Source organism: Planctomycetaceae bacterium, from assembly GCA_041398785.1.
Lineage (GTDB): Bacteria > Planctomycetota > Planctomycetia > Planctomycetales > Planctomycetaceae > JAWKUA01.
Genome location: JAWKUA010000015.1, coordinates 64,674 through 89,019, shown reverse-complemented (window position 1 = coordinate 89,019; position 24,346 = coordinate 64,674). Strand labels below are relative to the sequence as shown.

23 protein-coding genes are annotated in these 24,346 nt (G+C 59.7%); 14 read left to right on the top strand and 9 right to left on the bottom strand.

Translation table 11 applies throughout. The features are described from left to right. Nucleotides 1-230: 230 nt before the first annotated feature. Complete coding sequence (locus tag R3C19_17645; protein MEZ6062166.1) at nt 231-1,070, bottom strand: phytanoyl-CoA dioxygenase family protein; 840 nt, start codon at nt 1,068-1,070, stop codon at nt 231-233. A gap of 245 nt (nt 1,071-1,315) precedes the next feature. Between R3C19_17645 and tpiA the strand changes: the two genes are divergently transcribed. The 5 genes from tpiA (at nt 1,316) to R3C19_17620 (ending at nt 4,660) form a co-directional block, all read left to right on the top strand. After that, nucleotides 1,316-2,086, top strand: coding sequence for a triose-phosphate isomerase (gene tpiA, locus R3C19_17640; GenBank protein ID MEZ6062165.1), 771 nt, complete (start codon nt 1,316-1,318; stop codon nt 2,084-2,086). A 67-nt stretch (nt 2,087-2,153) separates the two neighbouring features. Further along, nucleotides 2,154-2,711 (top strand): preprotein translocase subunit SecG, encoded by a 558-nt coding sequence (gene secG / locus R3C19_17635; GenBank protein ID MEZ6062164.1) that lies wholly within the window; start codon nt 2,154-2,156, stop codon nt 2,709-2,711. A gap of 154 nt (nt 2,712-2,865) precedes the next feature. Then, nucleotides 2,866-3,756, top strand: coding sequence for a YicC/YloC family endoribonuclease (locus R3C19_17630; protein ID MEZ6062163.1), 891 nt, complete (start codon nt 2,866-2,868; stop codon nt 3,754-3,756). A 15-nt stretch (nt 3,757-3,771) separates the two neighbouring features. Further along, the gene (gene gmk, locus R3C19_17625; protein MEZ6062162.1) at nt 3,772-4,380 is read left to right on the top strand and encodes a guanylate kinase; all 609 of its coding nucleotides are present in this window, start codon (nt 3,772-3,774) and stop codon (nt 4,378-4,380) included. Further along, a complete protein-coding gene (locus R3C19_17620) occupies nt 4,370-4,660 on the top strand; it encodes a DNA-directed RNA polymerase subunit omega (protein MEZ6062161.1) in 291 nt (96 codons plus the stop codon). The genes gmk and R3C19_17620 overlap by 11 nt, the downstream gene beginning before the upstream one ends. A gap of 24 nt (nt 4,661-4,684) precedes the next feature. On the opposite strand, the gene R3C19_17615 is transcribed toward R3C19_17620, so the two are convergent. Next, on the bottom strand, nt 4,685-5,557 hold the full coding sequence (locus R3C19_17615) for a hypothetical protein (protein ID MEZ6062160.1): 873 nt from the start codon (nt 5,555-5,557) through the stop codon (nt 4,685-4,687). Nucleotides 5,558-5,790: 233 nt separating this feature from the next. Continuing rightward, nucleotides 5,791-6,198, bottom strand: a complete 408-nt coding sequence (locus tag R3C19_17610; protein MEZ6062159.1) for a hypothetical protein — start codon at nt 6,196-6,198, stop codon at nt 5,791-5,793. Nucleotides 6,199-6,680: 482 nt separating this feature from the next. Between R3C19_17610 and R3C19_17605 the strand changes: the two genes are divergently transcribed. The 5 genes from R3C19_17605 to R3C19_17585 all read left to right on the top strand — a co-directional run bounded on the left by R3C19_17605 (nt 6,681) and on the right by R3C19_17585 (nt 13,262). Then, entirely contained in the window at nt 6,681-7,496 is an 816-nt protein-coding gene (locus tag R3C19_17605; GenBank protein ID MEZ6062158.1) for a hypothetical protein, read from the top strand. A 492-nt stretch (nt 7,497-7,988) separates the two neighbouring features. Then, nucleotides 7,989-8,591 carry an FHA domain-containing protein gene (locus tag R3C19_17600; protein MEZ6062157.1) on the top strand — a complete coding sequence of 201 codons (603 nt, stop codon included), beginning with the start codon at nt 7,989-7,991 and terminating at the stop codon, nt 8,589-8,591. A gap of 174 nt (nt 8,592-8,765) precedes the next feature. After that, a complete protein-coding gene (locus R3C19_17595; protein ID MEZ6062156.1) occupies nt 8,766-10,778 on the top strand; it encodes a serine/threonine-protein kinase in 2,013 nt (670 codons plus the stop codon). A gap of 139 nt (nt 10,779-10,917) precedes the next feature. Further along, entirely contained in the window at nt 10,918-12,312 is a 1,395-nt protein-coding gene (locus R3C19_17590) for a hypothetical protein (GenBank protein MEZ6062155.1), read from the top strand. A 110-nt stretch (nt 12,313-12,422) separates the two neighbouring features. Next, on the top strand, nt 12,423-13,262 hold the full coding sequence (locus R3C19_17585) for a phosphoenolpyruvate hydrolase family protein (GenBank protein MEZ6062154.1): 840 nt from the start codon (nt 12,423-12,425) through the stop codon (nt 13,260-13,262). 115 nt (nt 13,263-13,377) lie between these two features. Here the strand turns inward: R3C19_17585 and R3C19_17580 are convergent, their stop codons facing one another. From R3C19_17580 to R3C19_17560, 5 genes are all read right to left on the bottom strand, one after another. Further along, nucleotides 13,378-14,391, bottom strand: a complete 1,014-nt coding sequence (locus R3C19_17580; protein MEZ6062153.1) for an ROK family protein — start codon at nt 14,389-14,391, stop codon at nt 13,378-13,380. 319 nt (nt 14,392-14,710) lie between these two features. After that, complete coding sequence (locus tag R3C19_17575) at nt 14,711-15,181, bottom strand: hypothetical protein (protein ID MEZ6062152.1); 471 nt, start codon at nt 15,179-15,181, stop codon at nt 14,711-14,713. Between the two features lie 102 nt (nt 15,182-15,283). Next, the gene (locus R3C19_17570; GenBank protein ID MEZ6062151.1) at nt 15,284-16,378 is read right to left on the bottom strand and encodes a DUF1559 domain-containing protein; all 1,095 of its coding nucleotides are present in this window, start codon (nt 16,376-16,378) and stop codon (nt 15,284-15,286) included. A 458-nt stretch (nt 16,379-16,836) separates the two neighbouring features. Next, on the bottom strand, nt 16,837-17,241 hold the full coding sequence (locus R3C19_17565; GenBank protein ID MEZ6062150.1) for a GNAT family N-acetyltransferase: 405 nt from the start codon (nt 17,239-17,241) through the stop codon (nt 16,837-16,839). Between the two features lie 142 nt (nt 17,242-17,383). Beyond that, the gene (locus R3C19_17560; protein ID MEZ6062149.1) at nt 17,384-17,836 is read right to left on the bottom strand and encodes a GNAT family N-acetyltransferase; all 453 of its coding nucleotides are present in this window, start codon (nt 17,834-17,836) and stop codon (nt 17,384-17,386) included. 208 nt (nt 17,837-18,044) lie between these two features. On the opposite strand from R3C19_17560, the gene R3C19_17555 reads away from it, so the two are divergent. Then, nucleotides 18,045-18,797, top strand: a complete 753-nt coding sequence (locus tag R3C19_17555; protein MEZ6062148.1) for an ATP-binding cassette domain-containing protein — start codon at nt 18,045-18,047, stop codon at nt 18,795-18,797. Further along, on the top strand, nt 18,794-21,028 hold the full coding sequence (locus R3C19_17550; GenBank protein MEZ6062147.1) for an ABC transporter permease subunit/CPBP intramembrane protease: 2,235 nt from the start codon (nt 18,794-18,796) through the stop codon (nt 21,026-21,028). Before R3C19_17555 ends, R3C19_17550 begins: the two co-directional genes overlap by 4 nt. A 79-nt stretch (nt 21,029-21,107) precedes the next feature. On the opposite strand, the gene R3C19_17545 is transcribed toward R3C19_17550, so the two are convergent. Continuing rightward, complete coding sequence (locus R3C19_17545; GenBank protein MEZ6062146.1) at nt 21,108-21,662, bottom strand: CinA family protein; 555 nt, start codon at nt 21,660-21,662, stop codon at nt 21,108-21,110. A 53-nt stretch (nt 21,663-21,715) separates the two neighbouring features. On the opposite strand from R3C19_17545, the gene R3C19_17540 reads away from it, so the two are divergent. Further along, nucleotides 21,716-22,357, top strand: a complete 642-nt coding sequence (locus R3C19_17540; GenBank protein ID MEZ6062145.1) for a hypothetical protein — start codon at nt 21,716-21,718, stop codon at nt 22,355-22,357. Nucleotides 22,358-22,744: 387 nt separating this feature from the next. Further along, nucleotides 22,745-24,307: an HDOD domain-containing protein gene (locus tag R3C19_17535; GenBank protein ID MEZ6062144.1), complete on the top strand. Its 1,563-nt coding sequence runs from the start codon at nt 22,745-22,747 to the stop codon at nt 24,305-24,307. Nucleotides 24,308-24,346 lie beyond the last annotated feature (39 nt).

The window sequence follows — 24,346 nt, the reverse complement described above, 5'->3', positions numbered from 1 at the left end:
GAGCGAATTGAGGCGGATCGTAGATGAACTCTCAATCGCCGGAGCGTGAACGAGGTCACGACGTCGCTACTCTCGTTTCAAGGATTGCTCGGGGAATCCACAGTGCGCGAGAAGCATCCGCCCAAAACAACGTCACGACGCTCAGTTCAGGCCTTGCAAACGACAGAGTTGAACGACTGCGTCTGGAAATCGAAGATCATTGCTTGAATCCTGCGAATCTGAACGTCCCCTCACGCCGTTTGCGGCCGGGGCGGGTTCTGCCAGTGGCCGCTGGTATCGCGACCGCGGACGATGACTCCCTTGGCGTTCCAGCCCATGGCCGCTTTCACGTCGGCGCAGCAATACCGCAGCGTCAGGCCGCAGCGACGGCGGTCGGAGTTGTTGGCGTCGGAACCGTGCAGCAGCAGGTCGCTGTGAATCGATACTTCACCGGCCTTCAGGTCGTCGACGACTTCGTGGCCGTACTGTTCGACGTTTTCCACTGTCTGATTCAGAACGTTGTGTTCGTCCGGCGTGCTTTCCCGATATGTCAGGTGGCCGGAATGGTGCGATCCGGCAATAAACTTCATGCAGCCATTTTCCAGATCGGCGTCGTCGATCGCCAGCCAGACGGTCACGGCTTTTGACGGCGACAGGGGCCAGTAGCTGGCGTCCTGATGCCACGCGACCGCCCGGCCGTCTTTGGGCATCTTGCAGAAGAAATGCGATCCCCAGGCAACGACGTTTTCGCCGAGCAGGTCGGCGACGCAATCAACGATCTCGCGTTTCGTCAGGATGTCGTAGACTCCTGCGTGCTTCATGTGAGCCGTGCTGATCGAATAGCTGTCTCCTCCTGCGGCGATCGCCTGAGCCAGCAGATCGTCAAAGTACCTGCGAATGTCGGCAATTTCGCTGTCGGAATACACTCGGATCGGCCGGACGAATCCGTCATCGTTGAAGCCTTCCACCTGCTGCGGCGTGAGAGTCTTCGCCGCTGTCGGATTCGCCGGATGAAACCGCAGGTCGCGCGGAATTCCGTTCAGATCTCCTGCGTCGGGTACAGCCTTGAACTGTTGTTCTGCGGTTGCCATGCGTCTTGCCTTCTCAGTTTTTGCGCTCTGAGTCCGAAGTCAATTTCCCGTTCTGAGTTCGAAGTTAGCAATGAAATGCGGATTGTACCCCATGGTTCAGCGAAACACTTCGCGACCGGCGAATTACTGGATGCGGGAATTCAGGGGGGATGAAGACGGCTGGTTGACCGTGGAATGACCGTCGATACGATTTCGGCCCGCGAGACATGTGAGACCACAGAATTCAAGCCACGGAGATCCACTCGATGCGACGCCTGCTTGTGGCCGGCAATTGGAAAATGAACACCACTCGTTCCAGCGGCGAAGCACTGGCAGATGCGCTGGCGGCGCAGGTGACTCGGCCGGAAGACGGCGTTGAAGTGCTGGTCTGTCCGCCGTACCCGTATCTGGGATCGGTTGCCGCGCGGCTGGTCGGCAGCGCCGTGCAACTTGGGGCTCAGGACGTCTACTTCGAACCCTCCGGAGCGTTCACGGGAGAAGTTTCTGTCGAGATGCTGAAGGACGTCGGCTGCAGCCACGTGATCATTGGTCACAGCGAACGCCGCCATGTGCTTGGCGAAACCGACACGGTCATCAACCGGAAGGTCAAAGCAGCGCTGGCGGGAGGACTGACGGTTGTGCTGTGCGTCGGTGAACTGCTGAGCGAACGTGAAGCTCAGAAGACGAAGACCGTGCTGGATACGCAGATGGCCGGCGGCCTGGCTCACGTTTCCGAGGCGGAGACGGCTCAGGTTGTCATCGCCTACGAGCCCGTGTGGGCGATCGGAACCGGAGTGACCGCCAGCCCTGAACAGGCGGAATCCGCCCATGAACACCTTCGCAAGTGGATCGCAAATCGTTACAATCCCGGCGTTTCCGAACAGATGCAGATTCTGTACGGAGGCAGTGTGAAGGCTGACAACGCCGAAGAACTGATGGGGCAGCCGAACGTCGACGGAGCATTGGTCGGCGGCGCCAGCCTGAAGGCGGATGCGTTTGTGCCAATCATCGAAGCGGCTCGTCGGCTGGCGAGTTGAATTGGATTGAGATCTGGCGGCGGTTGTGCCGTTGTGAAGGACCGGTCGCCGGGAGAAGAGTCGTACCATGGGTTCAGGTTTCATTTTCTATTCGTTCGCAGCCCTGTTGCTGTTCGCCAGCTTCGTCATGATCCTGCTGGTCCTGATCCAGCGGGGACGCGGTGGCGGGCTGGCCGGTGCTTTCGGTGGCATGGGCGGCCAGAGCGCGTTCGGCACGCGAGCCGGCGACCTTTTTACCAGGATTACTGTCGGCGTGGCCGTGGTCTGGGTCCTGGCGGCCGGAATTCTCGGAATCTCCATGCGAAGTCGTGCCGAAAGCGTCCGAACCGGCGAAACATCGCTGTTCGATGAGCGTGCTGCCGCGACAAACGATTCCGGTTCTCAGGTCATGACGGCGGAAGACGATGAAATGGACGACGATGGTTCGTCAGCCGCCGATACTGAACCCGGGGCACCGGCCGAAGCTCCGGAGGATGCGGGCACTCCCGAGTCGACTCCGGAAGCCGGTGCGGAGGAATCCGATGCCGCCGACGGCGACTCCGCCGCCACACCTCCCGATGCCGAAAAGGCCGCTGATCCGAATTCGACTCCGGATGCGGATGACTCGAAAGCTTCGGACGAGTAATTGTTTTTCAAAGCCCGTCCTGCCTGCTTGCGCGAAAAGCGCGTCAGAGAACTGGCGGATCGGCCTTCCGCACGCCGCTGGTTGCTCCGCCGCCGGATGAATCGCCTGTCGGCGGGCACGGCCCATTTTGAATCGCACAGGAGAACTCTCGACAGTGCTGCTTAGCATGACAGGTTTCGGCAACGGCTCGTGTCAAACGGAAACGGTCGCCGTCAGCGCTGAAATCAAGGCGGTGAATAATCGTTATCTGAAGCTGTCCATGCGGCTCCCGGATTCCATCGCGCGGTTCGAAAGTGATATCGAAAAGCTGATTCGCGAAGGCATTTCGCGAGGTTCGATCCAGGTCGGAATGCGGGTTCGATTTCTGTCGGGCGTCACCGGCTATTCCATCGATGCCGACGTCCTGCGCAGTTACGTGGAGCAACTGACGGCGGTCGCTCATCGAATCGACATTCACGGCAGCGCTCAGCCTGCGCTGGCCGATCTGCTGCAGCTACCGGGCGTGGTTTTGGAGTCCGATCAGTCCACAGAAGCCGCTCAGTCCGCATGGCCCGCCGTCAAACAGGCACTGACGGAGGCACTGGAACACTTTCAGGATTTCCGTCAGAAGGAAGGCGAGTCCATGAAAGCCGATCTGAAGCTGCAGTGCCGGACGATTGAGGACCAGGTAACCGAAGTTGCCACGCACGCTCCCGTCGTCGTTTCGGAATATCGCGAGAAGCTGCTGGAACGCGTCCGCAAGGCCGTTGACGACGTGCAGATTCCGGTCGAAGACAGGGACGTCATCCGGGAACTGGCGCTGTTTGCCGACCGCTGCGACATCAACGAAGAGATCACGCGGCTGAGATCTCATCTGCAGCAGTTTGACCGGTTTCTGGAAAGCGACCGGTCCATGGGCCGAAAGTTGGAGTTTCTCGGACAGGAGATGTTTCGGGAGATCAACACGATCGGTTCCAAGGCCAACAACGTCACGGTGGCCCACAGCGTTGTGGAAATGAAGGCGGCGATTGAACGGATTCGCGAAGTTCTGCAAAACGTGGAGTAGGAGTTCGAACCGCGAATGTCTGGCTCTTCCGCAGACAAGCCAGTTGCCGATCGTATTGTCGTCCTGTCGGGCCCCTCCGGCAGCGGCAAGACCACAATCGTCAACAAGTTGATTCAGGAATCTCCCGTTCGGCTGGTCAAGTCCGTGTCCGCGACCACGCGCGCTCCCAGGCCGGGCGAAATTGACGGCCAGGACTACTACTTTCTGACGGACGAGGAGTTTCAGAAGCGGCTGGAATCGAACGACTTTCTGGAACACGCGGAAGTGTATTCGTCGGGGTTCTTTTACGGCACGCTGCATTCGGAGGTGCAGCGGGCGTGGGACGAAGGCGGGTGGGCGTTCCTGGAAATCGACGTTCAGGGAGCCATGAACGTGATGCAGCACTACCCGCAGGCTGTTACCATCTTCCTGCGAACACCGTCGCCGGAGGTATTCGAGTCACGACTGCGGGCTCGCCGGACGGAGCCTGAAGACGTCATCCGAAAACGGCTGGCCACCGCTGCCGGCGAATTGCAATATGCCGATCGCTACCGATACGTTGTCGTCAATGACGATCTGGATCGCGCTGTCAAAGAAATCTGTCAAATACTGAAGTCTGAGGAGACGGCACAGAATGCTGGATGATTTTCGCGAAGACGACATTGTTCGCAAAGTGGGCGGACGTTTTAAGCTGTCGACACTGGTGCAGAAACGCATGGTGGCGCTGAATCGCGGCGCACGCCCGCTGGTAGACCTGCCGACCAAGGATCTGATGCAGATCGTGGTCGCCGAAATCATGACGGACAAGATCTACCTGGACATGTCCGGTCGCGTCCGCACCGTCGCGGACGAATCGGAAACCGTGGATGCCCTGAGCGCGCTGCTGGCTGACGACGATGGAGGTCCGGTCATCGACGACATGTGATCAGGCAGCACCTTTTTCCATCCTCTACGGCGTCGGAACGCTGATTCGCCACAGCGGCTGTCCGGGTTTCTCACTGTTGAGGTAAAGAAACGCACCGGACCGGTCAAACGCGATGGTTTCGCCCTGTTTTCTGGGCGGCAGCATCAGCGTGTCGTCAATTCGCCGGAAAGCATCGGCCCAGGTTTCCTCCGGCTTCCGTTCCACCAGAGTGCCTGCCCACATGGTTGCGATCGCCATATGGCGGCCGTCGGCGGAGATATCCATCGCCGTGGCAAACGGAATTGCAGCCGTCGCGATCGCTTGGGCCACATGTGACTGCTTCGGCTCCGTCAGATCCAGCGGCAGTCGATACAGCCGGCACGACTGTGGTGCGGACTTCGTGAGCAGCAGAATTTCCCGGCGTTCCGGATCGACGGCCACGGATTCGCAGTTCTGAGGTCCGAATTCGTAATGCAGACGAATGGTGATGTCGGGGCGACACGTGAATTCGTCCTGCCCCTCTGGAATCGCGGGTTCCTTCAGCAGATACAGCTGGCAGGGTGCTCGCTTCGCTGACCGGTCTTCGTCGTTGTCGCCTACATCAGCGACCAGCAGCCATGGCTGGCCGTCGATTTCAAAACTGCACATGTCTTCCCAGTCAAGCGCCGTCGCCGGATTAAGGTTGACGACTGCGATCGTCTTTCCGTCGTGGCCCGCAAGAAACAGTCGGGGCTTGTCACCGGAGTCGTTGTGGATCCAGATCGCGTCGTCACGAATCCTGCTGACCGCAATCCCGCTGCTTTCGTCGATGCGTTCGTCCTCGATGATGCACAGAGGCTCCGGGTCCTCCGCAGCAGCCGACAGCGACGTTGCGACGAACAGAACCCCGACGATTCGTAACAGGCAGCGCGGAAGCATGTTGGCGGAATCCGAGAGCGGTGCGGTGGGGCGACTTCGATCCGCCGAAGTATATACTGGCCGCGGCGGACGCCGATACTTTTCGCTCTTCTTACTCCCGCGAGCCCGAATGTCTCATTCTGCCCCGCTCGCGGTATAGCCGCAGCGAATTCAATTCACTCCGCACCGCGATCTGCGGGCAGTCCCTGCCAATTTCGGCCACCGTGATGGCCTCCGTGATGGCGGTGGCGCGGTCATCGGCGCGGTGCATTGCCGGGGTCGCCGGCTCGCATCAGTCGGTCGAACTCTTCGTCGTCGAACCCGGGAGCGGCCGTCGCCATCAGGCCGAAGCCGCCGCCCAGCATCATGACTCCCACGATCACGCACAATGCGATGGCGGGCATCGAAATGCGCCCCCGCAGACCGGCGTCCTGTAATCCTCCAACGGCAACCAGAAGAATCGTGGCCATGCCCGCCATGCTCAGCAGCAGGCCAGTGGCGAACCGGCGCTTCTGAAGCTTCCTGCGAGGACCAGCCTGTCGGATCGTCTCCTGCGGAACCGGCTGCGACACGACTTGCGGCGCCGGCTCCAATCGGCTCGATGGCTGCGGCATCGTTGTGGACGGCATCTCGGCCGACACGAGTTTGGATTGCGTCGTCATGGCGTATCTCCGTTCAGATTCGAGTCTGTTGGCAAACATCAGACATCGAACGGGCTAACGCCGTCGAAAACCGCGCGGTTCAAAAAATCCGGCCAGGATTCCCGGATGAATGGCGAAATGCGAAGTTCGCTCACCAAAACCGCCGAATGCGCGGGGTTGCATGACGCAGCAACGACGTATTTCCGATCCCGCCGTGCTCATTTCGGCGTGACGCAAACGCTGGCGACGATGGCAGTTGTGCCGCGATCCGGCTGCTGCGAGGAATCGCGAATTCCTTCCGGAATCGGCACGTGACCCGGCTGTCGGCGGCCGCCCCCGGAAAAGGCAGGTGAAGCAGTTGAGCGGATCAGGAAATTTCGAAAATTGGCCTGAAGTTCCCAGGAATCCGCGGCACCCGGCGAATTACTGACTGTGAACAGTCGCTTTCTCGGCGGCTGGCGGGTTCTGAGGCAAAACGTGTGTTCCACATAGGGAGACGAGAGATGTTGAAGAAGCTTTTTGTGGGTTCCGTGGTGACCGCGCTGGCGGCGGGGTTCATTTTCGGGGGTGACGTGTTCAGCTACATGCGAACGTTTGGCACAAATGTTCGCCAGGCGGTTCATGCTGAGATCGAGCCGGAATTCAAGCTGGATGTCATTCGGAATGAGGTCAACAACCTGATGCCGGAAATCCGCCAGCACATGACCGTCGTCGCCGAACAAAGCGTTGACGTGAAAGACATGACGCGGGCGATCGGCGAAAAGGAAGAGTCGATTCGCCAGCAGAAGGACGCAATTCTTGCGCTGCGAAGTGATCTGGACACCGGTCGCGACAGCTTCGTCTATCGCCAGGTGTCGTACAGTCGCGGTCAGGTCGAAGCGGACCTGGCAAACCGCTTCGATGCTTTTCGTACTGCCGAAGCGTCGCTGGAGCGGGACCGCACGATCCTGGCCGCTCAGCAGGACATGCTGGTGCAGAATCAGAAAATTCTGGACACGATGCTGGAAAGGAAGCAGGAACTGGTCGTTCAGTTGACTCAGCTCGAAGCGCGGCTGAAGCAGGTTCAGGCAACCGAAGCCATACACTGCATCGAAGTTGACGACTCCCGGCTGAGCCATGTGGAGCAGATGATTCGTGAAATGAACCACGATCTGGATGTTCGCCAGTCAATGCTGGAAACCGAAGGCCACGTGCTGGGCCGGATTCCGGTGGAAGAATCTCCGGCAGATCACGGCGACGTGATTGGTGAAATCGACCGGCACTTCGGTCTGAGCACGAACGCGGATTCCGTAGAAGTCACTTCCGCCGATTCCATCTAGTCCGCGACTGGCCACCGGCACGCCCCGAATGACGTCTGAAAGCGGCAGTGGAACGCCGCCCAACGTGCCGGGAACACACGTGGCTCCGGACTCAGGAGGAAACTGAGTCCGGAGTTTTTCCGCGAACAGGCACTTGCCTGCGGCAGCATTACGCTGTGGAAGAATTCTGAGAAACAACATTGAAACAAATTGGTTGAAGACCCGAATTGTGTCATCCGGAACCCGATCGCCGACGTTGACTGTTGAAGCAGGTCAGAATTCGGCGCAATTCACAGACGCGACGGACGCCGCTCGGAACAGGCGGCGAGCGATGTAACTGTGGGATTCTCCGAAACTGAACCAGATTCTTGGAAGTCGCCTGCGTAACGTTTGCCACGTCGCCAGGATACATCGAGCCATCAAGTGATCGACTCCGCCCCCGGAAAAACTCATCGCGACTGGCTGTGCGACACGTGCGTGCCGAACAGCCGGTCGTTTCGGAATTCTGCCACCGTGACGACTCGTCGCTGCAACTCGTACATGCTCTGGATTGACGGCGTGGGCGCCTGGCAGTTGTGCGTGGGTGACACGTTTGTCATCGGGGCTCCGTCGTTTGAGGAAAAATGTGCCGACATCGCGCTGCTGGCAAACGTTTCGCGGCGCCACGCGACTGTTTCCCGTCAGGACGAGAACTGGTCGCTGCAGGCTCATCAGCACACCAGCGTGTCCGGAAAGACGGTGCATGGTCGCTGCTCGCTGAGAAGCGGTGACCAGATCTGCCTGGCGGACCGGGTGCGCCTGGGATTTCGGATTCCCAGCGTTTTGAGTTCGTCGGCCGTCGTTGATTTCGAAAGTGACCATCGACCATCGCACAGCGTGGACGGTATTATTCTGATGTCGGACCACTGTCTTTTGGGGCCGCGGAAGGACCATCACATCTGCTGTCCGGAATGGCCGGAACTTGTGGTCCTGTTTCATCAGCAGGGACGCTTGATGTGCCGTTCAAAGGCGGCGCTGAAAGTGAATGACAGGCTGGTAAAGGACTCGGAAGTGCTGAATCACGGTTCGGTGGTCAGCGGTGACGAATTGAGATTTCGAGTTGAGCAACTGGTTTAGCAGGGCGTTGAAGAACGGTGGCCGGGCCGCTGCGGCACCGGCAGTGAGCCCGACGACGCGGATGCCTCCGGACTGCCGGGGCCGCTGACCGGCGTGCAGAAACCCGGTGAAGGCCGCCTCAACGCGTGACAGGACTGACTCGGGCACGGGCAAACAGACAAGACGGTCACAATCATGAAGTTCACGTTTGCACCTGAAGCACGACCTCTGGATGGGTACACCATCAAGCGTGCCATCCATCGAGGTGGGTTCGGCGAGGTGTACTACGCATTGAGCGATGCGGGCAAAGAGGTCGCTCTGAAACTTCTGAATAACAACCTTGAAGTCGAGCTGCGCGGAGTCTCGCAGTGTCTGAACCTGAAGCATCCGAATCTGGTCACGATCTTTGACATTCGTCAGGACAGCGACAGGGATCACTGGATCGTGATGGAATACGTCAGCGGTCGCGGTCTGTACGAAGCCCTGCAGGACCATCCTCAGGGAATGCCGCTGCCGGATGTGCTGCACTGGCTGTCCGGAATCACTTCCGGCCTGAACTTTCTGCATGACCGCGGCATTGTTCACCGCGATTTGAAACCGGCGAATGTGTTTTCCGATCACGGAACGGTCAAGATCGGCGACGTCGGGCTGTCGAAGTACATCTCGGAAAGTCGCCGCAGCGCTCAGACGCAAAGCGTCGGGACCGTGTATTACATGGCTCCGGAGGTCGCCCGAGGCCGCTACGGTCGTGAAGTCGACGTGTATGCTCTGGGCGTCATGTTGTACGAAATGCTGACGGGACGCGTGCCGTTCGACGGGCAGACAACGGCCGAAATCCTGATGAAACATCTGACCGCGGAACCGGACCTGTCTCCGCTTCCGGAAAAACTGCGGCCCGTGATCTCGGCGGCTCTGAATAAGGATCCCGATCAGCGCATCGGCGATGTTGAAGAGCTGCAGCGCCGCTTCCGAATTGCTGCCGGTACGGATGCCGCTTCGTCAACCGCGGGAGCAAAGGCGTTCGTCGGCGCGGCGATCCGGGACAATTCGCATGAGCGACGGTTCCGCGCACACGGCTCGCCGGCGGCTGCAGTGCCCACCGACAACACCGACGCGAATCCCGTCTGGGCGGCCATCCGTGACAACTGGAACAGCCTGCCGGCTCCGGCGAAGTGGGTTGTCGGGGGCGCGGTCGCGCTGCTGGTTCTGGAATCCGGAATGATCCGGCCGGTCGCGGTGGGCGGGCTGATCGGCGGTATCGCGTACTTCGGGTATCGAATCGTCAACTATGTCGTCCCGGCACGACGGAAGGCCCCGGCGGTCCGGAAGCCACAGCAGGAAATTCCGAATCCGGTGACCGCTGTGAACGCCACGGCGTACACCGCTCCTCCGCGGCGGGCACCGGTCGAAACGTCGCATCAGTCGGCTCCGAGTCAGGCGACGCGAGTCTATACGCCCGCCACGATTCGCAGACTCACAAAGCAGCAGCGCCTGGCGGACGCATCCTCGTCGCTGTCGGTGTCCCTGGCGGCTGCGACGCTCGTCACACTCGCCGTGTTCCTGACGACCGGACTGCTGCCTCAGATTCAGCACGCGGTGTACTTTGGAACGGTGACGATGCTGGCGGCATGGGGACTGATCGTGCCCGCGAAGATGTGGGAAGGACGCGTCGGTGACTCCGTGACTCGACGTCTGGTGCAGGGTTCCATCGGTGCCGGCGTCGGATTCGTGGCGGGTGTCCTGAGTCGCTACCTGATGGTTCACCACGATCCGCTGTTTCTGTCGCACAACGGCATCTCAAAGGAAATGGCGGTCGGCAGAATTGTCGTGACAGACGGTTCAGGCTTTCCCACAGTTGCCAGCTTCATGATTTTCTTCGCCGCATTGTTTGTCGCTCGCCGCTGGTGGTGGCAGGCGGACAGCTTTCGCAAATCACGGTTTCGCGTCTCCAGTGCGCTGTTCACTCTGCTGATCGGGGCGATCCTGACGGCAGTGCTGCCCGCGTTTCCGGAGACACTGGGGGCGACGTGGGCACTGGCGATTTCCGCCGTTGTGCAGTTGTCCGCAGGCTGGACGCCGCACGAAGAACGGTCCCTGAACAATCCGCCGGCCATGTCGCCGGAACGGCCCTCAACCAAACGCTCCCATCGTCCGGAGCTGGCGACAACAACACCGTCGCCGCCGGTGGAATCCGCAGTCTATCAGTAAAGAACCCGTCACATCTGCACTCGCCGATGTGCGGGGACCTCGACCAACCCGGCGGGCCGCGAGTCAGCCCGCAGCAGCATTGTCTTTCGAATTTGTCCCGACCGACGACCACTCGTCTTCAAGTTGAATGCTTCCGAAAATGGATGCGCGACCAGAATTCACCATGAACTTCGCCGTGCTGCTGTTGCTGACAGCGGTTGTCGTTGTCGGCGCGATCTTCGTTGGTGGCGTGCGGAGACTCGCAGGCCGACGCCGGCACGACGGGCCGACCGGACATCTGGCCCATCGTACGTCACCGTGGTCCGGGATTGTGAAAGCACTGTGTATCACGGCGGCCTTGTGCGTGGTCTTCCTGCTGTCCGCCGGGCTGTTCTGGGTGAGAACGGAAATGCGCACTGTCGAAGTGAGCAGGCATCCCGCTTCTCATGAATCGCCTTTCCTGAGTCCGGATCCGTTTTCCATAGTGCCTCCGGACGTTCCTCAGCCTGAGCTACCCGAATTTCCGGCAACGGCGACTTCTGACACAGCGAGTGGGCTGGCAAATGCGAATACGCCACTCGCCGAGTTTCCCGAAGAGCCAGCGCCGGGAGTCGCACACGGCACGGAAATCGCCATCGAAACTGCCGACGGCCAGATTCAGAGGATGACCCTTCCCGCCGATCTGCTCGATCAGCTTTCCGGCCCCGATGCCGCTCTTGCCCTCGAATCATTCCGGGATTCGCTGCCGGCTGGCCTGCAGCGCGCTTACGCTTTGGTTCCCATCTCCGCCACGGTGTCGGATCCCGCCGGAGTCCAGCAGGTCCTGAACTTCAAACGGCTGCGATCCCTGGCAGAAACCGTGGGAACGGTCTGGACGAAAGTCTCCCAGGCAAGCACCGATCGTCAGATGGAACAACTGCTGGCCGAACTGGAAGCACCGCAGGATCAGCCGGCATGGATCGACAACCCCGGCCACGGGCAAATCGTCGTGCAGACGAAATTTGTCGATGCCGCCGAACCGGTTGAAAAAGTCCTGCAGCCCATCCTTTGCCAGGCGCTGCTGGACGACGCGGCCAGGTCGATCGTCAGGGACTTCCCGCTTGATTCCGGCTGGTCAAAGCTGCTGCAGGTTGAAATGTCGGACGCTGTGGTGCGGCAGTCCATTCGAGAAACGTTCGCCCGGAACGAAGTTCTGCGCACCGGCGAAGGCCCGAAGCCCATGCGTCAGACATATGCACTTGTCGAATTTCCGGAGACTGTGATCAGCGACACGTCGGCGCGACTGCGTTCCGCCGTGCAGATCAACCGCACCCGAGCTCTGGGTGTTGCGATCGCAGCCTCCTGGCTGACCATCGTGCTGCTGACGTTTGCCGTGCGTGCCGGCCGAAGCACGTCTGCCATCAGGCGACTGTTCGCTGTGTCGCTGCTTGGCCTGCTGATGCTGCCGTGCGCGGGAGTTGCGGTAGGCACGGTCGTCGCGATGACTCAGGGCAGAATCCCGCCGATCCAGGTTCAGCCGATGGCGTATTCCGTGGACAGCCTCTCCCACCACTGACGCAGCAAACGCGCTCGCATCTTCGGCCGAAGGCGTCGCTTTCACCTTTGCGATCGGATGGCTATCGTTGGCCGATTCGCAATAGGTGTCAGTGTCAGCGAGGCGTCTTCATGTCCATGCATTCCCGTCAGTCTATTCTGGAACGTTTGCGCAGCAGGATTCAGGCCGGCAAGCCGATCATCGGCGGAGGAGCGGGCACCGGCCTGAGCGCCAAACTGGAAGAAGCCGGCGGCATTGATCTGATTGTGATTTACAATTCCGGCCGCTTTCGGATGGCGGGCCGCGGCTCGCTGGCCGGTCTGATGCCCTATGGCGACGCCAATGCGATCGTCATGGAAATGGCTCGCGAAGTGCTGCCCGTCGTCCGGAACACGCCGGTGCTGGCCGGTGTCTGCGGGACGGATCCGTTCCGCGTGATGAAACGGTTTCTTCGCGATGTCCAGGCAGCCGGGTTTTCCGGCGTGCAGAATTTTCCCACAGTCGGCCTGATCGACGGAACGTTTCGCGCCAATCTGGAAGAAACCGGGATGGGGTTCGGGCTCGAAGTTGACCTGATTCGCGCCGCTGCGGAACTGGACCTGCTGACGACCCCGTATTGCTTTAATCCCGATGAAGCGGCCGCGATGGCCACAGCCGGTGCCGACATCCTGATTCCTCACATGGGACTGACGACCAAAGGTTCCATCGGCGCTCAGACGGCGGTCACGCTGGAAGAAGCGGCCAGACGCGTGCAGGAAATGCATGACGCCGCGAAGAAGATTCGACCGGAAATTCTGGTGCTGTGCCACGGCGGCCCGATCGCCGAACCCGCGGACGCTCAATTCGTTCTGGATCATACGGAAGGCGTTGTCGGGTTCTACGGAGCCAGCAGCATGGAACGCCTGCCGGTCGAACCGGCGATGACGGACCGCGTGCGCGAGTTCGCGTCACTTCGCTTCGGAAAACCGTAGCGTTCAGCCTGCCTGCGACTCGATAGGCCCACCGCCGGCGATTCGAACACCGCTGACGGTGTGGCACTTTCGCCGCGTCGCAGTGCCGGTAAAAAGGCTGATCGAATCCGGTGGCTTACAGCGTCCCGCGGTTCAACGCACGGCGCGCACAGCCGGCGGCCCCGATAAAACCGGCGTTGCCGCCCAGAGACGCGTAGTCGATCTTTACTTTCGCAGCGACGACGGGAAACGCGCGCGCCTGAAATTCCTCGCGAACTCGATCCAGAAATCGGCGGCCGATTTTCGTTTCGTGGCGGCCGAATGTCATCGCGCCGCCCAGCAGCACAATCGTCGGATCGATGACGTGACAGATCGTTGTGATTCCGACTCCCAGACAGCGAGCCATTTCCAGGATCAGTTCCGTCGACAGGTCATCTCCCTGTTCGGCCTCCTCCGACATCAACAGCGGCGAAAGCGGCGTAACGTCGTCAAGTCGGTCCACGACGGAAGACGTCCGACCCTGGTCGACAGCTTCACGAAACCGCTTCATCAGTGCTGTCGCGCTGCAATAGGCTTCCAGAGTTCCGTACTGGCCGGTCGGACACAAGCGGCCACCGTCCATTTCGATGATGACGTGGCCGCATTCGGAACCGTGCGAATGTTCTCCTTCAACGATCATGTCATCGATGATGATCCCGCCGCCGAGACCCGTTCCGAGTGTGAAGAACACCAGGCTGGCGGCGTCACTGGCAGAGCCGGCCCAGTATTCTCCATAGGCTGCCGCGTTGGCATCGTTCTGCAGGATCGTCGGGCGTCCGAGTCGGTCCGCCACACGCTGACGAACGGGGAAGTTTTCCCAGCCGGGAAGATTCGGTGGTTCCAGCAACTTGCCGGCCGGAATGTCCATCGTCCCGGGCGTCGCCAGGCCGACGGCGGAAATCCGATCGATGCTGATTTCCGCGGAGCGGATGGCCTGATGCGCGGCCGCGACCATCTGATCGACGCCGTGATCCGGTCCGGAGACAGCCTCCGTGGGCAAACTGGCCAGAGACAAGACGGCCCCGCTGTCGTCAACAACGCCGGCCTTCACGTTGGTTCCGCCAACGTCAATCCCCAGAAAGATGCGGTTTTCGGATTCAGAGGTTTCCATCCGGCCCGGTTCGAAGGCTGCGGTCACAGAAAGCGGCAACAATCTTTGCGGAGTATATCGACATCCGATCGGACGTCAGCGAACCAGCGATGGAAATGCGGAAAACGCGTCTCCTGGCAGTACGAGCGCGTCAACAATCTCACACGTCGCCCGGGGAAAGAGTCTTCTGCTGAATACGATGCCGATCCTGCTGACGTGCTGCCGCTGCGGTTTCAATTTCCGTTTGGGAGGGCAACAGGCGCAAGAAAAAGGCCGCGCGGTTCTCAGGAGTACCGCTCGGCCTGGGTCGTTGCTGCTGCGTTTGCGGCGGCGATTCCCGTTAATCCTTCAGAGTGAAGTCAAAAGTGTTCTCACCGCCGACCGTCACCGAGGCTTCCAGCGGCGACTTGTCCTTAAGCGTATACTCGTCAGGAACAAGCTTCTTGAATTCCATCATGGGGTTTTCCTTGAACATCTTCATCGTCTGTTCCGTACTCATCGTTTCGCTTTTGTTCACGGTCACGACGTAGTCGCCGGGAGTTGCTCCGGAGACTTCATGCTGCGGGTCAATGTAAGTCGTCAGGCTGAATTCACCCGCCGAATTTGTCATGCCGCGCGCCGCCAGCACGTCCTTGTTATCAAGCTTGGAGACGAATGCAACTTCCGCGTCGGCCAGGGGCTGGTCCTTGTAAGTCACCTTTCCCTTAACCGGTACAGTCCTGGGGATTTCAACAGAGCTGCCGCAGCCGGAAATTCCGATGAGTGCGACGGCCGCCGGCAGCACGAATAATCCGGGGAATCGTGCAGTCATGTCTTATGTCCTCAAATGCCCTGGTGGGTTTCTAAACGAGGTAAATGAACGAACGGCAGGCTGCGTCGCAGTCTGCCGTTCGAGTAAAGTCAGGATTCCGTCTTAGAATTCACCGACCGGATATCCGTCCCAGCGATCTCCAAGCTGCTGGTACAGAGTGTGGTCAATGTTCTGACTGATGAACCGAACACTGCCGTCACACATTGCAAACTGTGCTCCACCAACGTGCAGTGACTTGAATCCCATGGCGGTATTCCATGCCAGGTGAGACCGGCAGCCTGTGCCACCACCGGCGGCGAGAGTCGGATTACCGTTCTCACCGGGGCAGGTCGGGAAGTTAATCGGTGCCGTCGTCGAGAACCACAGCGATTCTGAGTCGGCCCAGCCACCGCCGACGCCAGGAGCCCAGTAGCCCAGAGCATCTGAGCAGGCGCCGCGAACTTCACCCATCATGATCGTGTTTGACGTACCGTCCGTGATGTCACGGATGTTTGCCGCCCACGAACTTCGGGGAATGACGCCCGAGATGTTGTTCGGGTGAGGAGTGTCAGTTCGGAAGTACTGACCGATTGTCAGGCGTCCGAACCAGTCTTCGCCGTCGTTGTCCGGGTCGAACAGAGGACCGCCGTCACCAACGATTGACACCATGTTGCAGAGACCGCGGCCAGCCTGTGCCGTTGAACCCGTGCAGCCGGCGTAGTTCGTCATCGCCCGCGAGGGAAGGTCAGCACCACCGGAATACATCGACCCGCGGGACTCACTTGGGCACTGGTATGCGGCGATCACAGTTTCATTCAGCAGCTTTCCGTTAATCATCTGAGCCCACGGTTTGACCGTGGCGGCGTTGTTGAAGTTGATGCTCTGGTACAGGGGAGCCTGCTCGATGTAGGGCAGCAGGTTGACCAGATGACTGGCCTGGCTTCCGCCCCAGACGCGTTTGGAAATGTCCCACGGAGGGCCGTCCCAGATGATGTTGATGTTCGGCGCGAAGCTCTTGTACACGTCGTGATAGTTGTGGTGAGCCAGGCCCAGCTGCTTCAGATTGTTCTTGCACTGCGTGCGGCGAGCAGCTTCACGTGCCTGCTGTACCGCCGGCAGCAGCAGGGCAATCAGGATCGCAATAATTGCAATGACCACAAGAAGTTCGATCAGCGTAAATGCCGGTCGCTTGCGGTTACGAACCAATTCAGACTTCATGTGCAGCCTCCAGTTCTTCTCTTAGGTAGGACAAACAGACAGTGGACACAGAACGAACAGACTACGAAACGAATGGTTTATGCGAGTTCACTCTCCAGTTCAAAACACCCTGATCCGAGACAATCGCAAACCGAACGGGGCAGGAATCGCAGCAACCAAACGCAACACAGCAGATAAGCGTACCAGTACTTCGATACATGTACGTTTCGGGAATTCTGACACAAAGGCGGGGAAAAAAGCAGGGTTTACGCGACTGTCTTCAAGTCAACCAGTCTACATCTGAGGATTTTGATTGTCGAACCAGATTTTTCGGTTTTTCAAGTGGATATGGCTGCGGTGGTCTGCAAGGGCGAACGATCTTGTACCACTGTCGATCGAAGGCCCGTGGCGGCTCGCCAGGATGGTGCTGAGTGACTCCTGCCAGCGGTGGCGCCGCTGCGATGCTCCTCAGCGCGGATTCAGTCCTGTGCGGGAACCATCCAGCAGGAATCATGCGGCGTCAGCCCGATGTGTGGGTAGTACGTCCGGGCCTTTGGTGCCGCCAGCAGAATCAGATTCGTTTGCAGACCCGCAGCTTTGTGAGTGCGACGGATCAGTTCCCGCCCGATGCCGCGCCGCTGAAACTTTTCGTCGACGGCAAGGTCTGACAGGTAGGTGCAGTAGACGAAGTCGGTGATCGCCCGGGAGACTCCCACGAGCAATCCTTCGAAGCGGGCGGTGACGATGACTTCGGCGTTCGCCAGCATCCGTGCAACTCGCTTAACGTCGCCGACCGGACGACGTTCCGCCAAAGTCGACCGTTGCAGAACATCGATAAACTCCGACGCGGTCAAGTCCGGTTCCAGTTGATAGTCGACGATCATGGAAGGAGTTTCCGAAAGACTTGTTATCCGCTTCTGTGAAGTAGCGAGTCCGAGTTTCCGCACGGTGTCCAGGGATGCGTAGCCTTGTCGATGGCGATGGCTGAAACAGTCACTTCTGCCGGACGCGTCGCCTCGCGGCAATTCACGGCAGATTCAGGACATACTGCTGGAACGTGTCGTCGCGTTTCCAGCCCAGCCGCTCGTACAGTGCCATCGCTTGTGTGTTGGTGTGTGCCGCGTCCAGTTCCAGGCGAATCGCTCCGAGTTCCGAAGCATACTGAGCGGCCGTGTGCAACAGCAGAGTTCCGATTCCGTGTCCGCGAGCATCTTCGACGACAAACAGATCATTCAGCAGCCAGATCGGTTCCATCGAGATCGACGAAAACAGCGGGTACAGGTGCACGAATCCGACCGGCCGATCATTCCGTTTCGCGAAGAACAGCGTGGATTCGTTATTCGTCAGCCGCTGCGTCAGAAACAACCGAGCCTTGTCGGGATCTGAATCCGCACCGTACCAGACTAGATACGCGTCAAACAGGAGTGCCACTTCGGACGCGTCGTCCGGTGCGGCATGTACGACAATGGGGTTGCACATCGGCGGTCAGACTTTCCGGATGTTCTGGTTCAGACCGCGGATTCTTTCTGAACACGCGGGCAGTTGCCAACGAACGCAATTGACGACCGCGCAGAGATTTCTTCGCAGTGATGGCGGCAGGAAACAGAACGCGGTATTTTTCCGCCACGATTTCGCGAATTCTGTGACCTGAAGACTGACGGCGACAATCCGCCCGGAAACGACTGCGGTGATTTGCGTCTCGAATTTATCCAAACGGTTCGCCACCGCGGACGGGCCCGATGTGCTGGCGGTCGACGACGTTTCGTTTGCCGTCGACGCCGGTGAAGTGTTTGGCCTGCTGGGGCCAAACGGAGCCGGCAAGACAACGACACTGCGGATGATGCTGGGACTGATGCAGCCAACAACCGGTGACGTGTTCGTCGACGGTGTTTCGGTCGCAACCGATCCCGATCAGGTCAAGCGGCGCGTGGGATTCGTGTCCACAAGTGTCGGCGTGTATCAATGGCTGACGGCTCGGGAAATGCTGTCGTTTGTCGCGGACCTGTACGACGTTCCTCAGCGCATTTGCCGGGACCGCATCGAACGGCTGTCGGAATTGCTGGACTTCCGCGCGTTCATTGATCGCCGCTGCGGTGTTCTGAGCACCGGCCAGAAGCAACGCATCAATCTGGCTCGCGCACTGATTCATGACCCGCCGGTGATGCTGCTGGACGAACCGACTCGCGGGCTGGACATCGTCGGCAGTCAGGTCATCTTCGAATATCTGAATCATCTGCGCGGCGACGGCAAGGCTGTCATCATCTGTACTCACCGACTTGGCGAAGCCGAACGATTCGGTGATCGATTCGGCCTGCTGCATTTCGGAGGACTGCGGCATTGCGGAACGCTCGCGCAACTGCAGGCGGAAACGGGACAGACCACTCTGACTCAGATGTTCATTGATCTGCTGCAAGAAGCGCCGCGGAGGACAGTCGAATGAATTCGTCTGATACTTCCGCCGCGAATGCGTCACCACCGGTTCCGGAACCACCCGTCCACGACAGCGGTGACATTCTGCTGGCCAGAACGTTCCGGCTGGCTCGCAAGGAACTGCGCGAGATTCTGCGCGACCGGCGCACGATCATTACTCTGGTCCTGATGCCGCTGCTGGTGTATCCGCTGCTGGGAGTCATCATGCGGCGCGGGCTGCTGAGCGGCCTGGAGACTCCAGGCGAGGTGGAGGTTCACCTCTGCGTGCAAACGGAAGCCGATGCCGACATCGTCAGCCGGATCCTGCAGCGCGGAGAACGTCTGCTGCAGGCAAGCGGGGCGCCACCGGCACCACCCGTGAACGACGGCAGCCCGGCCGCAGCCGTGTCGGAACTGCTCGGCGCGGAATCACAGAAGACCGTTTTTCAATACCGCCTGTCGGACGCTCCCACCGAGGAGTCGCTGCGATACCTGGTGTCCGAAGGCTATTCCGACCTGGGGATTCAACTGCGGCCGCAGACGGATCGCGAACCGTTCCTATTCGATCGCGGCGGCAATCCCGTGCAGTTTCACAACTGGGAACTGTTTAAGCGATCGCAGTCACCGATCAGCGAACGGGCCTATGAGGAAGTCACGTCACGGCTGGAGGCGGTCAACAAGCGATACATCGATCGTCTGCTGCGTGAGATCGGAATCTCCGCGTCGAAGCCGGCGGAGTTCACGACGGTGGAAGTGACAAGTCAGGGAACCGGAGGTTACTCGCTGATTACCTTTATTCCGCTGGTGCTGGTCCTGATGACGATGACCGGAGCCGTCTATCCGGCGATCGATCTGACCGCCGGCGAGCGCGAACGCGGGACGATGGAAATTCTCGTGGCCGCGCCCGTGTCACGAATGACGCTGCTGGGAGGCAAGTTTCTGGCAGTGCTGGTCGTCGCCCTGCTGACAGCGTCCGTGAACATGATCTCCATGTTCGCAACGCTGTTTTCGCTGGGACTGGAAGACGCGGTGCTGGGCGACGCCGGCTGGAAGGTCATCCCGCTGATCGTCGTGATGATGATCGTCTTCGCCGCGTTCTTTTCGGCGGTACTGCTTAGCCTGACCAGTGTGGCACGCAGCTTCAAAGAAGCCCAGGCGTATTTGATTCCGCTGATGCTGATATCGCTGACTCCCGGCGTGTTCAGCCTGATGCCGAACCTGAAGATGAATACGCTGCTGGCCGTCACGCCGCTGGCCAATACCGTGCTGTTGGGACGCGATCTGCTGCAGGGATATTTCAATCCGCTGATGTTCGGGATGGTGCTGATTTCAACAACTGTCTATGGCTTGCTGGCGCTGTCTCTGGCGGCGCGGATATTCGGTTCCGATGCCGTCCTTTACGGAAGCGGCGGATCGTGGTCGGACATGTTTCGACGGCCGAAGGTTCCGCTGCAGGTGGCGCCGCTGGCGGTTGCATGGACGACGCTGGCGATTGTCTGCCCTCTGTTCCTGTTTGTGAGTTCTCTGTCAGGGCGAATCGACGGAACCATGACAAGCCGGCTGCTTGTCAACGGCGCGGTTTCCGTGGCGATCTTTGTCCTTGTGCCGCTGGTGCTGGCAAAACTGGCGAACGTTTCCACAGTGACGGGCTTCGCATTCACAAAGCCTGCCGCGGCCATGATGATCGTCGCGGTGCTGCTGGGAACGTCGCTGTGGGTGTTTGTTTACGAAATGAATCTGTTCATCATCAGCGACGCGCGAGTCGAGGTGCTGAAGGAACTGACCGAACGCATGAAGCTCGATCTGAATGCGGTACCTCTGGCCGTGAAACTGCTGGGGCTGGCCATCGCACCGGCCTTATGTGAGGAATTTTTCTTTCGCGGATTCCTGCAGAATTCGCTGCGAACGCGACTCTCCGCCGCCGGCGCGATCGCCGGCAGCGCGATTCTCTTTGGATTATTTCACGTCGTGATGCAGGACGCTTTGTTCTTTGAACGCTTCTTTCCCACGATGTTCATGGGTGTCGTACTGGGGATTGTCTTCGAACAGTCGCGCAGCGTTGTTCCGGGAATGCTGCTGCATGTGACTCACAATGGCCTGCTGATGACAATCTCCCATTACGAAAACCGCCTGAAGGAAATGGGCATCGGCACCGAGGATCGCCAGCATCTTCCGCTGACATGGTTGGTTGTGGCGGCCGTTCCGATCGTCGTTGCAGCGGGAATCATGTGGCGTCGGCGCGCTTCAGTGCGATCCGCCTGACGGCGCCGGTCGATGCACCTGGACGCTGGTTTCAGCCGGAAGTCAGCGTGCTCACTTCAGAAGCCGGACGACTTCCGCGTCAATCGGCGTCGCGTGTTGCAGACCCGTCGATCACTGCCTTGCAGCGAAGCAGAACCTGACGGACCGCGTCCTGCTGGCGAGCGCGTCGGATCTCCAGCGGATCGCTGGACGGCGCCGGCGACAGCAGTTTCAGCCGCCGGGATTCCCGGATGATCGGTTGCCCCGAGTTGTTTCGCACGGCGACCGCGCACCACGCGATGCCGTCCAGTTCCGGCGGAGCATCCGGGCCAAGGTGACCGGTGACGCTGGCGGAAATCATCGCATGACTGGTGTTGCGAAGCACGTTGACCGCCATCAGCTCGGCGACTTCACGACTGACGGGGCCGGGGTTATCCAGCAGCGCCTCATCGATGCCCAGCCAGGCGATTTTTGTGGCCACCTGATAGACCACCGACGATCCCGCCAGAACCGCGGAAACTCCGGGAATCCTTGCCAGACTGGCGGAAATTAGTCCCGCTGTGCAGCTTTCCGCAAACACAATCCGCTGTTCGGTGCGAACGAGTGAACTGACCAGAGTTGCGGCGATGTCGTCGACGCAGGAAACTGTCGTCATGGAGTTCTCCAGGCCGAAACGACGGTGGCCTTCCGAATTGAAACTGATGTGACGTGTCTGACGCGCGACCGACGCAACATTCTGAAGAACCGGTCGTTCCGCTGCCGGATGACGAGCACCGCATCGTCCTGCTTCACTCGTCCGGCGAAGTGCAGAAACTTTCTTCGCTGACGAATGTCGCCGTTCTGCCGGGATCGTTCAATCCCGTTCACAATGGCCATCGCCGGCTAAGGAGCGTTGCCGAACGAATGCTGGGTGTGTCCGTCGTCTTTGAGATTTCGGTGACAAACGCTGATAAGCCGGAACTCACGAACTGGCAACTGCGGAATCGCCTGATATCACTGCGAGGAGAAGTCGTTGCCCTGACGCGTGCTCCGCTGTTTGCTCAGAAGTCGGCTCTGTTTCCCGGTTGTTCGTTCGTCGTGGGATTCGACACCGCTCGAAGAATTCTCGACCCGCGATTTTACGGCAACGAACCCGGAGGAATGATCTCCGCGCTGTCTGCGCTCGCGGCGGGCGGTCATCGCTTTCTGGTCGCCGGCCGGTTACGGGAAGGAACTCCGGCGGATCGTTTTGAGACTATCGAAGACCTGCCGGTGCCGTCGGATCTGGCGAGACTGTTCCACGGAATCCCGGAGCACGATTTTCGTGTCGACATCTCTTCGACGATGCTTCGGAATCGCGAACCACAGTAACGATGTCGTTCTCGCGAGTGCTTTGTCAGGCGTGGATCGGTGGGTCGTGTGCCCCTGTCTGTGCCAGTGTTTTCCGGACCACAGGGCACTGGCACAGCCAGTGGCACACATCAATTTACGATGGACAGAACACGAGGCGGTTCAGAACTCGCCACATCGATGATGTCCGACCGCGGGCGATAAGTGAAAACCAGTGGTGAGCCGCAATCCGGCGACGCCCCGCGCGGTTGCCGGATTTTCGGGTCGGGACAAACGGCCGAGTTTCTCCTGTTCGGTCAGGCTGCGGACTTTCCGGGCAACTTGCCGCCGTTCCGTTCGATGACGCCAGGAAAGAGAGTTCCGTCGGCGAGGCGGAGCCCGTCCCGCTGTTTCATCGGAACAATCGTCATGAACCGAATCTCGCTCGAACGCGTGCTGTCATCCGACCAGTTGCCCACGCTTCCGGAAGTCGCCGTCCGAGTCATTCAGATTGCGAAGCAGTCGGAACCGGACATGCAGGAACTGATCGACACGATTCGTGCCGATGGTGCCATCGCCGGGCGGATTCTGAAGTTTGCCAACTCCGCTCTGTTTGGCGTTCGCCGAAAGCCGTCGTCGATTGAGGCCGCTGTTCCGCTGCTGGGAACGACCATGGTCCAGACGCTGGTGCTGGGATTCTCACTGGCGCAACTGGAAAGTCAGACCGACGATCTTCGCCCGTGGTTTCAGAAAATCTGGCGCGAATCGCTGCTGCAGGCATCCACGGCGGAGACTCTGGCGGAACGCATTCCAACGCTGGACGCGCCCACATGGTTCCTGGCGGGGCTGTTGCAGGATATTGGCCGTCTGGCGCTGCTGGCGACGTGCGGACAGAGCTACGTCGACAGCGTTCTGGACGTTCGCGATGACCGGACAACCTTCCAGCGCGAACAGGAAGCTTTGGGATACACGCACGTTGATGTCAGCGTTGGCCTGTGCCGAAAATGGAGTCTGGACCCGACAATTGTCGAATCGATCGCCGTGCATCATCGTTCCATCGAAGACGTGCTGCCAAACACAGAACACTCCCGGTCGTCGCTGGCCGCGGCGCTGATCGCGTCCCGCTGCTGTTCCGACTACATGGAAGAAGTCGTCCGCAATGTGAAGTGTGCCCGGCAGGGTCTGGAAAAGCTGCTGATTCTGGACTTTGGTCTGAGGCCGGACGAAGTGTTTCGTCTGCTGGCCGACGTCGACTGCCGAGTCAGCGAACTGGCCAGCGGATTCAGCATCGACGTTGGCCGCGTTCCGAGTCGCGAAGCCATCCTTGCCCGCGCGCAGGCGGCACTGGTGGAAATCGCCATGCGAAGTCACCTGTCCCGCGTCACGTCAGGCCGAATGACAGAAGTCCGCGAAGCACTCGTCAGCGAAACCAGTGACGACGACGAACAGGACGTCGACTACAGCCAGTGGCTTGACGAATCGACGGGAACGTACAGCCCGGACTATCTGCAAAAGGCATTGCCGGCGGAACTGAGCAGGAATCACGCTGACAACACGTCCACCGGTTTCCTGTGCGTGACGCTGCCAAATACTGTGGATCATCGAAGCGAGCTGCTTTGCGATGTCGCGGAAACAATTCGCGAAAACGTCCGGCCGGCCGATTCCATCGTACGGAACTCTCCCGGTCAGTTGCTGGTCCTGCTGACCGGTCTGAATATCGACGTGCTTTCGAAGATCGCCGAACGGATCCACAGCGAACTGCATGGCCGCTCCATCGGTGGTCTGCCGAAGGGTGACGCTGACGTTCGGATCGCCGGGCTCCTGCATATTCCGTCAGGCCGCAAACCGATCGATGCAAAGCTGGTGCGCAGACAGCTAGAGGAACCGCAGGCATCAGCAAAATCCGACACCGCCGGGACAGTCTCCATGAAGCTGATGCACGGATGCAAGGTCCGCGAGGTCACGGTTGCCGCTTCGCCATCGAACGTTTGAGACGATGCACAACGAGGTTGCGTCTTCGATCCGCTGCGG

Bases quoted from the DNA above. Each gene is read 5' to 3' on its own strand.
- R3C19_17585 (MEZ6062154.1), top strand. From the start codon at position 12,423: ATGTCCATGCATTCCCGTCAGTCTATTCTGGAACGTTTGCGCAGCAGG.
- R3C19_17565 (MEZ6062150.1), bottom strand. From the start codon at position 17,241: ATGATCGTCGACTATCAACTGGAACCGGACTTGACCGCGTCGGAGTTT.
- R3C19_17545 (MEZ6062146.1), bottom strand. From the start codon at position 21,662: ATGACGACAGTTTCCTGCGTCGACGACATCGCCGCAACTCTGGTCAGT.
- R3C19_17575 (MEZ6062152.1), bottom strand. From the start codon at position 15,181: ATGACTGCACGATTCCCCGGATTATTCGTGCTGCCGGCGGCCGTCGCA.
- R3C19_17615 (MEZ6062160.1), bottom strand. From the start codon at position 5,557: ATGCTTCCGCGCTGCCTGTTACGAATCGTCGGGGTTCTGTTCGTCGCA.
- R3C19_17535 (MEZ6062144.1), top strand. From the start codon at position 22,745: ATGAACCGAATCTCGCTCGAACGCGTGCTGTCATCCGACCAGTTGCCC.
- R3C19_17560 (MEZ6062149.1), bottom strand. From the start codon at position 17,836: ATGTGCAACCCCATTGTCGTACATGCCGCACCGGACGACGCGTCCGAA.
- R3C19_17580 (MEZ6062153.1), bottom strand. From the start codon at position 14,391: ATGGAAACCTCTGAATCCGAAAACCGCATCTTTCTGGGGATTGACGTT.
- gmk (MEZ6062162.1), top strand. From the start codon at position 3,772: ATGTCTGGCTCTTCCGCAGACAAGCCAGTTGCCGATCGTATTGTCGTC.
- R3C19_17610 (MEZ6062159.1), bottom strand. From the start codon at position 6,198: ATGACGACGCAATCCAAACTCGTGTCGGCCGAGATGCCGTCCACAACG.
- R3C19_17570 (MEZ6062151.1), bottom strand. From the start codon at position 16,378: ATGAAGTCTGAATTGGTTCGTAACCGCAAGCGACCGGCATTTACGCTG.
- R3C19_17645 (MEZ6062166.1), bottom strand. From the start codon at position 1,070: ATGGCAACCGCAGAACAACAGTTCAAGGCTGTACCCGACGCAGGAGAT.
- R3C19_17550 (MEZ6062147.1), top strand. From the start codon at position 18,794: ATGAATTCGTCTGATACTTCCGCCGCGAATGCGTCACCACCGGTTCCG.
- tpiA (MEZ6062165.1), top strand. From the start codon at position 1,316: ATGCGACGCCTGCTTGTGGCCGGCAATTGGAAAATGAACACCACTCGT.
- R3C19_17620 (MEZ6062161.1), top strand. From the start codon at position 4,370: ATGCTGGATGATTTTCGCGAAGACGACATTGTTCGCAAAGTGGGCGGA.
- secG (MEZ6062164.1), top strand. From the start codon at position 2,154: ATGGGTTCAGGTTTCATTTTCTATTCGTTCGCAGCCCTGTTGCTGTTC.
- R3C19_17605 (MEZ6062158.1), top strand. From the start codon at position 6,681: ATGTTGAAGAAGCTTTTTGTGGGTTCCGTGGTGACCGCGCTGGCGGCG.
- R3C19_17595 (MEZ6062156.1), top strand. From the start codon at position 8,766: ATGAAGTTCACGTTTGCACCTGAAGCACGACCTCTGGATGGGTACACC.
- R3C19_17590 (MEZ6062155.1), top strand. From the start codon at position 10,918: ATGGATGCGCGACCAGAATTCACCATGAACTTCGCCGTGCTGCTGTTG.